The organism is Ulvibacter litoralis (assembly GCF_900102055.1).
Lineage (GTDB): Bacteria > Bacteroidota > Bacteroidia > Flavobacteriales > Flavobacteriaceae > Ulvibacter > Ulvibacter litoralis.
This window is the reverse complement of the sequence record NZ_FNBA01000002.1, coordinates 450,276-462,927: the sequence shown is the minus strand read 5'-3', so window position 1 is coordinate 462,927 and position 12,652 is coordinate 450,276. Positions and strand designations below refer to the sequence as shown.

Here is a 12,652-nt window from a genome sequence, read left to right as displayed (position 1 = left end):
ATGAAACCTATTCAAACTACTTTAAAATTGCGCCTCTTCTGTTGAATCTTTCATCGCTACTGTTGATGCTTTTCCGACTGTTACCACATTCTGCACTGCATCAAAATAGGTGGTCCCTACAAACGATTGGTGTTTTACCGCTTTAAATCCTTTGTCTTGCAATGCAAACTCACGTTCTTGTAATTCTGAATATCCAGCCATACCTCGTTCTTTATACGCCATAGATAATTCGAACATACTTGTATTTAAAGCATGAAAACCTGCCAAGGTGATAAACTGAAACTTATACCCCATTGCCGCTAAATCTTCTCTAAACGTTTCCATTTCTGCTACGGAAAGTTTTGACGCCCAATTAAACGAAGGAGAACAATTGTACGCTAACAGCTTCCCCGGAAACTCTGCATGAATTGCATCAGCAAACGCTTTTGCTTGTTCAAGGTTTGGTGTCGATGTTTCCATCCATATCAAATCTGCATAGGGTGCATAGGACAATCCGCGGTCAATCCCCTGTGCCAATCCATTTTGAACATGAAAAAATCCTTCAGCAGTACGCTCACCTGTTACAAATTTGCGATCTCTTTCATCTACATCAGAAGTCAATAGATTCGCTGCATCTGCGTCGGTACGTGCAATAATTAACGCAGGCACTCCCATTACATCTGCTGCCAACCGCGCTGCTACTAATTTATTAATTGCCTCCTGTGTTGGCACCAACACTTTTCCTCCTAAATGGCCACATTTTTTCGCAGATGATAATTGGTCTTCAAAATGAACTCCCGAAGCACCACTCTGAATCATCGCCTTCATTAATTCAAACGCATTCAAATTCCCTCCAAAGCCCGCTTCCGCATCGGCGACGATAGGTACTAAATAATCCTTTTTATCTTTCACGCCATTCACTGACTGAATCTGATCGGCGCGCAACAACGCATTATTTATACGTTTAACTACTTGCGGCACACTATTTACAGGGTACAACGACTGATCTGGATACATTTCTCCCGCCACATTAGCATCGGCAGCCACTTGCCAACCACTTAAATAAATAGCTTCCAAACCAGCTTCCACTTCTTGAATAGCCTGATTTCCTGTTAAGGCACCTAATCCTGCCACCCAATCCTGACTGTTTAATTTTTTCCAAAGTTTTTCAGAACCAAGTTTCGAAATCGAATGCTCGATTGCATAGCTTCCTTGCAACTTAACAACTTCTTCAGCAGTATAAGGACGCTCCACACCTTTCCAACGTGGGTTTAACGTCCAATCTGTAACTAATTTCTGAATTCTTTCTTCTGTTTTCATGAGTAACGATGTTTAGATTAATAATTAAAATTTGACAATAGTATACTGCATCCCTTCTTCGGAATGACTTAAATTATTCAAAATGATATGTATGTTATTACGGAACTTCCTTCTTATAAGTACGCGTATGCTTTTGTAGTAAGGAAGTCCTCAAATGTATCTGCTAAGACCAGGTCGTCAAATAACTGAAGTGCAGTTCCCAACAATGTGTCTGGCATCTTACTCTTCGTTATATAAGCTTCCACCTTTTTCAACTCTTCGGTACGTAGTTCAGTATAAAGTGATTTTGTTAACGTCCGACCGTCTTCTAAAACTACTTTATGCTTCAGCCATTGCCACAATTGCGCTCTCGAAATCTCTGCCGTAGCAGCGTCTTCCATTAAATGATACAACGCAGCCGCACCATTTCCGTTAAGCCACGATAAAAGGTATAGGATTCCGACATTGATATTTTTTCGTACTCCAGCTTCTGTGCATTGTCCTTCAGGCTGCTCTATTAAATCTTCCGCAGTAATTGTAAGTCCTTCAATTTGCTTCTCGATTTGATTGGCTTCTGGCATGTGTGTATTAAAAACCTCCATTGCAATGGCAACTAAAGCAGGATGCGCCACCCAAGTTCCGTCGTGCCCATTTAACACTTCTGCCTCCTTATCTCTTCTAACTTTTTCAAGAGCTGCGTTATTTGCTGCATCATCCTCTTTAATAGGAATTTGAGCCGCCATTCCTCCTATGGCATGAATTCCGCGTTTGTGACATATTTGAATCACTCGCAGGGAATACGCCTTCATAAAAGGAGTCTGCATGGTAACTTCAGCGCGATCTGGTGTCACCAAGTCATGCGCTCTTAGCTTTTTGATATAAGAAAATATATAATCCCAACGACCACAGTTTAAACCAACGATATGGTCTTTCAGCTCAAAAATAAATTCATCCAACTGAAAACTAGCGGTAATGGTTTCTATTAAAACCGTCGCTTTAATGGTTCCCTTCGGAATTCCTAAATAGTCTTGTGCAAAAACAAACACATCATTCCACAAACGCGCTTCTAAATAATGTTCCAGTTTCGGTAAGTAGAAATAAGGCCCCGTCCCATTTTTAAGTAATTGCTTCGCATTATGAAAAAAGAACAATCCGAAATCCACCAAAGACGCAGAAGCTTCTTCTTTATTAATTAGTAGGTGCTTCTCGTTTAAATGCCATCCTCTCGGACGCACTAACAAGGTAGCTGTTTGCTCATTTAATTGATACCGCTTCCCATTGGTATTATTTTTAAAAGAGATTGTTCTAGAAACCGCATCTCGCAAGTTTATTTGTCCGTCAAGCACATTTCTCCACGTTGGCGACGTACTATCTTCTAAATCGGCCATGAAGGTTTTCGCACCAGAATTAAGTGCATTAATCATCATTTTACGATCGGTAGGCCCTGTAATTTCAACACGCCTATCTTTTAAATCGGAAGGAATACTTCCAGCCATCCAATTCCCTTCCCGAATCGCTTTGGTTTCAACTGGAAATCCAGGCTTCTTCCCTTTATTAAACAAATTCTGTTCTTTTTTCCTTCGTTCTAATAAAGAAATACGTTGTGCATTAAAATTTTCGTGGAGCAAAATTAAAAACTCCATGGCTTCATCGGTTAAAATCTCAGGGTAATAATTTGTAACGGCAGTATTAAAGCCTAGCTTTTGTTGATTCATTACTAAAGACATACATCTACTTATTTAATTAATACACTACAATACTAAAACAAAAAACTTTACAAAACAAGCGAACGTTCGCTAAAATTGAAATAAATTATTTTAAAATATATTCGCAACTAATGAGTATCTTTGTTTTTATGGTATTAAAAGAGGAATACATTCGGCTTATTTTCGGGTTAAAACTGAAGCAAATTAGAAACAAGAAAAACTTGTCGTTATTTGGTTTGTCGAAGCTTTCAGGACTTTCAAAATCATATCTCAACGAAATTGAGAATGGAAAAAAATATCCGAAGCGGGACAAAATTTTAATTCTTGCTGAAAAATTAGAAATCACCTACGATGAGATGGTTTCTACGAAAATGGATAAGAATTTAGCCCCTATTGGAGAAATTTTAGAGTCCGGAATTTTAAAAGAAATTCCTTTAGATTTATTCGGTATTGCAGAAAACGATCTTATTAATATTATTTCGAATGCTCCTGCCAAAGTAAATGCGTTTATAAGTACCATTATTGAAATTGCCCAAAACTACAACGTCGGAATTGAAGGATTTTACTTGGCCTCGCTACGTTCTCATCAAGAAGCAGAAAACAATTTTTTTCCAGATATTGAAGCGGCTGTCATTCGTTTTGCAGAGGCGTATCAAATAGATCTTTCAAAAAACATTGAAAGTTCCGAATTGGAAGAAATTTTAACCGAAGAGTTTGGTTACACTATTGTCTTGGACGCAATAGATCAAACAAAAGGCCTGGATAGCCTGCGCTCTATCTATGTTCCTAAATCTAAAAAACTCCTGCTTTCATCACAAATAGACGAAGCGCAGAAAACGTTCATCTTCGCCAAGGAAATTGGATACAACTATTTAAACATTACTGTTCGCCCTTACACCTTCAGTTGGATTGAGTACAAAAGTTTTGACGAAGTACTTCACAACTTCCATGCTTCCTATTTTGCCGGTGCTTTGAGTATTCCGAGGAAAAGACTTCAGAAGGAAGTAAAAAAGTTTTTAAGTCTTCCCGAATGGACCGACCCCGCTTTTACACAAATGATGAGCTCGTTTAACGCATCTCCAGAATCCTTTTACCAACGGTTAACCAATATCCTTCCCAACGATTTTAATTTTAAAAATCTATTCTTTTTACGATTTACTCACAAAGCAGGTGAAGATAAGTTTCATTTAAAAAAAGAGCTACATATAACGCATCATCAAGAGCCACATGCCAACGAAATGAACGAACATTATTGCCGACGTTGGATTTCACTAAAAACCTTAGTAGAAATTTCAGAAACAAAAAAAGACCATGTATACCAGTCGCAAATTTCACACTACGAAAACAGCAATAATGAGTACTTAGTCTTTTCATCGGCAACGCCAGACCCTTTTAAAAATGGTCATTACCGAAGTATTAGTATTGGTATTTTACTAACTCCTGCATTGCAGAAAAAGTATCCTTTCTTAGCCAAACACAGCCTCACAAAACAAAGAGTGGGTGTGACTTGTGAAAGCTGTAGTATTAGTGATTGTGAAGTAAGAGCTGCTGCGCCAAAACGTATTTTAAAACAACAACGATTTGCCGAAACGGAAAAAAAGGTGAACGAATTGATTAAAAAATTTGAATAACCTTTTAAGGAAAGTTATTTTAATGCTTCGGAAACTGCTTCAATATAAGCGGGAAAGCTTTTTAAATTATTGTGTTCGCCTTCGGGTATGGTAATAAACGTACGTCTCTTTTCTGGAATGAGTTCTGAAAGTTTTTTTCCCGATTCAAACGGAACAACACTATCGGACGTACCGTGAAATATAGTAACTGGACAGCTTACCGCTTCCATAAACTCGTTGGAAGGAAAGTGGTATTTTAACAAATACTTCAACGGCAAAAACGGAATTCTGTTTCGAGCAGCTTCTTCAAGGTTGTAAAAAGGAGTTTCTAACAACAATTGCTTCGGATTGTTTTCAGAAGCCACGTAGGTTGCAAATGTGGTTCCTAATGATCTTCCATACACCGTTATTTTATCTTCAGCATACGTCTGCAATAGCCAATTGTACCATAACTGCGAATCGCGGTATAGATTTTCTTCAGAAAGGGCTCCCGTGCTCTTTCCGTAGGTCCTAAAATCCATCACCAACACATCGTATTGTAACGTGGTAAAATAGGAAGTGATTTCTCCCCAACGAGACAAATCGCCTGCGTTTCCATGGAAATACAACAAAACCCCCTTCGGATTCTCAACTGTGAAATGAATTGCGTTTAAACGTGCATTATCTTCAGTTTCAATAAAGACTTCAGAAAAAGCTTCCGAAAAATGATAGGTGTAATCCTGTGGTAATTTGGTAGGTAGAAAAATAAGGCGTTCTTGCATAAAGTACAATCCAATGGTGCCCAAAAGTACTATAGAAAGGATAAATACACTAACTTTTTTAATATTCCGCATCCTGCTATTTTTTGGAGTGCTTCACACCTATGCTCGTTGTTGTTAAATCAATTGGTTTTTCTCGCCCTGTAATAATCTCACTCAACACTTTGTGATACTCTTCAAATGTATTCAGGTTTTTATGTCCGCCACCTATAATAGGATACAAGCGTGTTTGTTTGGGCTTAATTTGCGATAACTTGATACTCGTTTTAAATGAAATTAACTTGTCGTCGGTACCGTGAACAATACGAATGGGGCATTTTACATACTTCAACCACTTGTAGGTCGGCATGGGATATCGGATGATTAAAGATAGTGGCATAAAAGGCATATAGCGTTTTGTCACTTTGGTTAAGCTGTAATAAGGAGCATCTAAAATTAAGAGTTTCGGATTGTTCATAGACGCCAATTTTGTAGCGAAGCCAGAGCCGAGTGACCTTCCGTAGAGAATGATATATTTTTCTGAAACTTCTTCTTTTATGGTATTATAAATAAATTGCAAATCTCTTTTAATGGCCTTTTGCGAGCGTTTCCCTGTACTCTTTCCGAAGCCTCTATAATCGACCATAATCACATCGTAGTTATGACGTGTAAAATCGACTGCAAATTTTCCCCACCCCTTGATGCTCTTAGAGTTTCCCTTTAAATACAACACAACTCCCTTCGGATTTTCAACTTTAAAATGCAAACCATTAATAATGGCACCATCACGGGTTTCTATATTATACTCCTCCACTACCTGATTCTCATACAGAAACTGAAAATCTTTCGGAAGCTTTTCAGGTTTAAATAAAAAATAGTCTTGCAAATAATACAATAGCACACTTATTACTATATAAGTAATTAAAACAATAAGAGTAATATGTAACCAAACAGGCATATAAAGTACTTTTTCTAAAATTAGATAAATTAATTGACGTACGCTAAGCACAAAAAACAGTCTCCAAAAGATTGATCATAAAAAAGCCAATAGAATAAACAGTATCAATTAATTATCATAACTTTATAGAAACTTTACAATAAATTAACACAAACTAAACAAACCACTATGAAAAAAATTACTCAACTTATTTTTTTACTATGCTGCGGAATCTCATTTTCGCAAAATACGGTAACAGGTACTGTTACTGACACCTCAGACTTACCACTTGCGTTTGTAAACGTGATAGAAAAAGGAACCAGCAATGGTCTAATCACTTCGGAAGACGGCTCATTTACAATAAACGTTGCAGACAATGCTATTTTAGTTTTTAGTTACATCGGATATACTACTGAAGAAATTCCAATTAACGGTCAATCCTATATAGAAGTAACCCTTTCGGAAGGTGAAGAACTAAGCACTATTATGCTTGTTGGATCTAGAAGTCCGAAAAGAACAGCTATTAATACCGCTGTGCCTATTGATGTCATCGATTTTGAAAACAACATCGTACAACTAGGAAAAGTAGAAATCAATGAACTTTTGCAATACGCAGCACCTTCTTTCAACGCCAGCAAACAATCTGGCTCTGATGGTGCCGATCATATTGACCCAGCTTCGTTAAGAGGTTTAGGTCCCGATCAAACGCTAGTATTAATTAACGGTAAAAGAAGACACCAATCATCCCTTATAAATGTCTTCGGAACAAGAGGTCGAGGAAACACAGGAACCGATTTAAACGCTATCCCCGCTACGTCTATCAAACGTATTGAAGTACTTCGTGATGGAGCTGCCGCACAATACGGTAGTGATGCCATTGCTGGTGTAATTAATATTGTTCTTAAAGACGATGTAGACGAATTAAACGGAAGTATTAGCTACGGAGCTTACAGCACCAATGCCGATGTTGATACCAGTGCTTTTGCCGATGGCGCCTACGGGTTATGGAATACCGACGGCTACAGGTTAGACACACATCAAGACGGAAATGCGATTGGAGAAGACAAAAGCTTCGATGGTGGTTCATTCAAACTTGGCGCGAATTATGGCTTCGGAATTGGAGAAAAAGGTGGTTTTGCAAACTTCACTACAGAGTACATTAATAAGAAGAAAACGCTTCGTCCAACCTTCGATTTTAGAAAAGGATTTGGGGAAGCAGCTATTGAAGGATTTAATTTCTTCGGAAACGTAGGTATTCCAGTTTCAGATAACACGGAAGTATATGCCTTCGGAGGAAGAAACTATAGAGACACAGATGCTTATGCATTTACAAGAAACGATGGAGCGCGAGTAGTAACCTCAATTTATCCAAACGGTTATACGCCTAGAATTACTTCTATCATTTTAGATAACTCAGTATCAGCTGGGGTTCGTACCAAAACGGGCTCAGGATGGAATGTAGATATTAGCAATACCTATGGTAAAAACAATTTCCATTATTACATTAAAGGAACTCTAAATGCATCGCTACAAGGGGCTTCTCCTACCGACTTCGACGCTGGAGGACACAGTCTTTCGCAAAACACATTAAACGCTGATTTTTCTAAATATTATGACGATGTTTTAAGCGGAATGAACCTTGCCTTTGGAGCAGAATACAGAACCGAACGCTTTACCATTTTCGCAGGGGAAGAAGGGTCTTATGGTACTTACGACGTAAACGGAATACTTATTACCGACCCAACAACACAAACACAACCAATCGATCCAGATTCGGGAGATGTTCGTGCAGGAGGTTCTCAAGGATTTCCAGGGTATGGCCCAGCAAACGAAGTGGACAGAAGCAGATCGAATGGTTCGTTATATGCAGATGGTGAATTTGATCTTACAGACGCCTTTTTAGTTAGTGTTGCCGCTCGTTACGAGAATTACAGTGATTTTGGTGGAACATTAAACGGAAAATTAGCAACGCGTTACAAGGTTTCAGACAATATGAATCTTAGAGGTTCTTTGAGCTCTGGATTTAGAGCACCTTCATTGGCACAGATTTACTACAACCTTCGTTTTACAAACTTTATTGGAGGTGTTGCCAGCGATCAGTTATTATCACCAAACAACAGTCCCGTAACAAAATCATTTGGTATTGGTGCGTTACAAGAAGAAAAATCTTTAAACGCTGGTTTGGGTTTTACAGCTAACTTTTCAAAATTTACAGCGACAGCAGATTTATATTATATCGATGTGAAAGATAGAATTGTATTAACAGGAACTTTCGCAGCTCCTTCGCTTCCAAATGTAGATTCGGCACAATTTTTTGCCAATGGAGCCGATACTGAAACAACAGGGTTAGACTTAGTACTTACGTATAAAGAAACTTTTAATGACAATCACATCGGGATATCATTATTAGCCAACTTCAATAACATGGTTATAAAAGATGTGAAAAATGGTGCGTTAGACGAGCAAACGTTTTTTGGAGAAAGAGACAAAGCCTTTTTACTAGCTTCTGCGCCAGAAAGTAAAATTACCGCAATGATTAACTACAACCGTAGTAAATTTAACGCAGGTCTTAACATCACTCGTTTTGCAGAAGTCGCTTTAATCGACTTCCAAGCTTTTGAAGATCCAGCAGATTACGGTGGATTTGACAACCAAATTATAGCTGCTACAGATACGTACACAGCTAAAATAGTTACCGACCTTAATTTAGGATATGAATTATCTGATAATCTAAAACTAAACGTAGGAGCTAATAACTTATTCAATGTATATCCAGACCAACAAGACGATTGGACTGAAGGCGGTGGATACTGGGATTCTGTTCAAATGGGCTTTGGAGGAGCATACTTCTACAGTCGTATAAATTATAACTTTTAACTCACGATTTTTTTGATTTCCAAATCATTATGTTGTCAAAGCTCCATCTTAATCGATGGAGTTTTGTTTTTTACAGTCTATTTTATGAATTTTTATCATAAAAAGAGTTAAAACGATGAAACTTTAGCAAAGTCTTATCAATGCCTTATCGCTTATTAACAGCTTCTTACGCTACATTTGTGGCATACTAATTTTAAAAAACACCAAGATGAAAAAGATAATGATTGTATTTGCATTGGCAGCGTTTTCTACAACGTTTGCACAAGAAAATGTAAATGAAAAACAGGAAACAACAGTTACTAAAACAACAGTAAAAAATAGTAAAGGAGTCGATGTTTCAACAAAGGCTGTTACTAACACTGAAAAGCAATCGATTGCCATTGAAGGGCAAGTTGATCGAAACAACTTTAGCACTACAATAACACCCACTATAGCAAACACGGAAGTAAGTTACAACAACGAAGGTAAAAGCTATATGTTCGAGAATGAAGACAACGGATACAAAATTGTTTCGTTAACCGGAACCGATAAAAACGATCACGCGATTGTTAGACCTTCTTCAAGAGATGGATACTATATTTTATCTCAAAATGGAGAAAGCTCTTTTGGATACTTTGATACAGAAGGTAATTTCGTAGTTGAAAGCTATAATGCCGATACCGATGATATCACATCGACTATTTATAAGATAGAAATGAAAGAGAAAAAAATAATGAAGAAGAGTAAATTATAATATAGTGAACCCCTCTAATAAAAAAGGCTTCGGAAATTCCGAAGCCTTTTTTTATTCCTTAAAATATACTCTTATTTGTGATGCATAAATGCTTGTTTACCAAGTAAAACCTCTTCAGATTCTACGTGATTATCATCAGGAACACAACAATCTACAGGACACACAGCCGCACATTGGGGTTCTTCGTGAAATCCTTTACATTCGGTACATTTATCTGCAACAATGTAATAAATTTCATCACTTACTGGTTCTTGCGTTTCATTGGCATCTACCGACTTTCCATTAGGAAGTACTAATTTTCCTTTTAAATCTGTTCCATCAGCATAACGCCAATCATCTGCACCCTCGTATATAGCAGTATTAGGACACTCTGGCTCACATGCGCCACAGTTAATACATTCATCTGTTATTATAATTGCCATCGCTATTGATTTTTATAACTTTGTGCAAATTTAATGCCTTAAAAGGGCAACTCCAAACTAATATGCAATTACAGGAAAGAATTAACGCTTTTGTTGAATTAGGAAAATTTTTAAATCAATTTTCTTCGGAAACAGCATCGAAACAACAAAACCTTCAACACAACGATCGTTTTTACGATTCAATGCGTCAACTTATAGCTACAGCGCACCATCATAACGGTTGGTTTACAACAGATAATATTCAATTCGCCTGCAAAAGTTGGGCGGAAGCGCTTTCCGAAGCAAACTTAAAACAGTGGACTTCTGCTTACACGATTAACACCACAACACCCAAAACAATTGCGATTGTCATGGCTGGAAATGTTCCGTTGGTGGGCTTTCACGACTTTCTTTCTGTTCTAATTAGCGGAAATAAGGTATTGGCCAAGCTTTCAAAAAACGACAAACTTCTACTCCCTTTTATCGCTAAGTATATTATAGCGATCGAACCTAGATTTGAAGCGTATATTGCTTTTTCAGAAGGAAAACTAGAAAATTTTGATGCTGTAATTGCGACTGGAAGCGATAATACATCTCGTTATTTTGATTATTACTTCGGAAAATACCCCAATATCATTCGAAAAAATAGAAATTCGATAGCCGTTTTAACAGGAAACGAAACCCCAGCACAACTTGAAGCACTCGCTCACGATGTATTTCGCTATTTCGGTTTAGGATGTCGTAATGTTTCAAAAATATATTTTCCTGAAGGATACTATATGGATCCATTTTTTAACGGAATGTATTCGTGGAAACAAATGGTTGACAACAACAAATACATTAATAACTACGATTATAACAAGGCCGTTTATTTAATGAGCTTGTTTAACATATTAGACAATGAATTTTTATTACTGAAAGAAGATGAAGGCATGTCTTCCCCTATTTCGGTCTTATTTTATGAGTATTACACAGACCTAGATTCGTTAAAAGTGACTCTTACTTCTGAAGCTGAAAAGATACAATGCATTGTAGGACAAACAGGAATTGAAAATGAAATAGATTTCGGTATGGCACAATCGCCGCAGCTGTGGGATTACGCAGATGGTGTGGATACCTTAAAATTTATACTCGAATTGTAGCTATTTTTATAGATTTCATAAAATTTAACCCTCAGATTACGAAGTTTTTAAAAGAGGTTAAATTGTTGAAACTCTCTTAATAAATTATCGTTTAATTAACCTTAAATAAAGGCATAATTTACATCTTTGTACCTATACAAATCTTATTATGAAAAAACACAACTTTAGTGCTGGTCCATGCATTTTACCACAATCTGTTTTGCAAAAAGCTTCAGAAGCGGTTACCAATTTTAATGGTTTAGATCTTTCGTTAGTCGAAATTTCACACCGTAGTAAAGATTTTGTCGATGTGATGGAAAATGCACGTGAACTGGTTTTAGAACATTTAAACCTTCAAAATCAAGGATATAAAGCGCTGTTTTTACACGGTGGCGCAAGTCTAGAGTTTTTAATGGTTGCCTATAATTTATTAGAGAAAAAAGCAGCCTATTTAAATACGGGAACTTGGGCGGACAAATCGATTAAAGAGGCGAAACTATTTGGAGAAATCGACATCGTTGGCTCTTCAAAAGACGCTAATTTTAATTATATACCTAAAAACTATACCATCCCCTCAGACGTTGATTACTTCCACTGCACTAGTAACAACACAATTTTTGGAACTCAAATGCAAGAGTTTCCAGAAACCAATGTTCCACTAGTTTGCGACATGAGTAGTGATATATTTTCTCGTGTGCTGGATTTTTCAAAATTTGATTTGATTTATGCAGGAGCACAAAAAAACATGGGACCTTCTGGAACAACCCTTGTAATTGTAAAAGAAGATATTCTTGGAAAAGTTTCAAGAACCATTCCTTCCATGTTAGATTATCAAACACATATTTCTAAAGACAGTATGTTTAATACGCCTGCTGTATTTCCTATCTATGTTTCTATGTTAACCCTTGAATGGTTAAAAGAAAACGGTGGGATTTCAGAAATAGAAAAAATAAACAACGCAAAAGCAAAACTTCTCTATACCGAAATTGACCGAAACCCATTATTTAACGGTTTTGTAGCAAATGCGGAAGATCGTTCTAAAATGAATGCTACTTTTTCACTAGCAAACGACAGTCTAAAAGACACCTTCGATGCATCTTGGAAGGCTGCTGGAATAAACGGATTAAACGGTCATAGAAGCGTTGGTGGCTACCGTGCCTCTATGTATAATGCATTGCCATTAGAAAGCGTACAAGTATTGGTCGATGTAATGCAAGACTTAGAAAAAAAATCATAATAAAATACACAAAAT

Annotated in this window: 10 protein-coding genes; 5 read left to right on the top strand and 5 right to left on the bottom strand. The window is 37.1% G+C overall.

The features are described 5' to 3' along the window. Positions 1–21: 21 nt before the first annotated feature. Together aceA and aceB are read right to left on the bottom strand one after the other, a co-directional pair. The gene (gene aceA / locus BLQ00_RS08175) at positions 22–1,299 is read right to left on the bottom strand and encodes an isocitrate lyase (RefSeq protein WP_093142954.1); all 1,278 of its coding nucleotides are present in this window, start codon (positions 1,297–1,299) and stop codon (positions 22–24) included. A 113-nt stretch (positions 1,300–1,412) separates the two neighbouring features. Beyond that, the gene (gene aceB, locus BLQ00_RS08170) at positions 1,413–3,005 is read right to left on the bottom strand and encodes a malate synthase A (RefSeq protein ID WP_093142952.1); all 1,593 of its coding nucleotides are present in this window, start codon (positions 3,003–3,005) and stop codon (positions 1,413–1,415) included. 110 nt (positions 3,006–3,115) lie between these two features. Between aceB and BLQ00_RS08165 the strand changes: the two genes are divergently transcribed. Continuing rightward, positions 3,116–4,615, top strand: coding sequence for a helix-turn-helix domain-containing protein (locus BLQ00_RS08165; protein ID WP_229792605.1), 1,500 nt, complete (start codon positions 3,116–3,118; stop codon positions 4,613–4,615). A 14-nt stretch (positions 4,616–4,629) separates the two neighbouring features. Here the strand turns inward: BLQ00_RS08165 and BLQ00_RS08160 are convergent, their stop codons facing one another. Both BLQ00_RS08160 and BLQ00_RS08155 read right to left on the bottom strand, forming a co-directional pair. Further along, a complete protein-coding gene (locus tag BLQ00_RS08160) occupies positions 4,630–5,427 on the bottom strand; it encodes an alpha/beta hydrolase (protein WP_093142946.1) in 798 nt (265 codons plus the stop codon). A 4-nt stretch (positions 5,428–5,431) separates the two neighbouring features. Beyond that, positions 5,432–6,289, bottom strand: a complete 858-nt coding sequence (locus BLQ00_RS08155) for an alpha/beta hydrolase (RefSeq protein WP_093143937.1) — start codon at positions 6,287–6,289, stop codon at positions 5,432–5,434. 168 nt (positions 6,290–6,457) lie between these two features. On the opposite strand from BLQ00_RS08155, the gene BLQ00_RS08150 reads away from it, so the two are divergent. Next, the gene (locus tag BLQ00_RS08150; RefSeq protein WP_093142944.1) at positions 6,458–9,145 is read left to right on the top strand and encodes a TonB-dependent receptor; all 2,688 of its coding nucleotides are present in this window, start codon (positions 6,458–6,460) and stop codon (positions 9,143–9,145) included. Positions 9,146–9,353: 208 nt separating this feature from the next. Beyond that, positions 9,354–9,878, top strand: a complete 525-nt coding sequence (locus BLQ00_RS08145; RefSeq protein WP_093142941.1) for a hypothetical protein — start codon at positions 9,354–9,356, stop codon at positions 9,876–9,878. 71 nt (positions 9,879–9,949) lie between these two features. On the opposite strand, the gene BLQ00_RS08140 is transcribed toward BLQ00_RS08145, so the two are convergent. Then, positions 9,950–10,300 (bottom strand): 4Fe-4S dicluster domain-containing protein, encoded by a 351-nt coding sequence (locus tag BLQ00_RS08140; protein WP_093142939.1) that lies wholly within the window; start codon positions 10,298–10,300, stop codon positions 9,950–9,952. A 62-nt stretch (positions 10,301–10,362) separates the two neighbouring features. On the opposite strand from BLQ00_RS08140, the gene BLQ00_RS08135 reads away from it, so the two are divergent. Both BLQ00_RS08135 and serC read left to right on the top strand, forming a co-directional pair. Further along, positions 10,363–11,421, top strand: a complete 1,059-nt coding sequence (locus tag BLQ00_RS08135; RefSeq protein ID WP_093142936.1) for an acyl-CoA reductase — start codon at positions 10,363–10,365, stop codon at positions 11,419–11,421. Positions 11,422–11,569: 148 nt separating this feature from the next. Next, positions 11,570–12,637 (top strand): 3-phosphoserine/phosphohydroxythreonine transaminase, encoded by a 1,068-nt coding sequence (serC, locus tag BLQ00_RS08130; protein ID WP_093142934.1) that lies wholly within the window; start codon positions 11,570–11,572, stop codon positions 12,635–12,637. Positions 12,638–12,652: the final 15 nt, after the last annotated feature.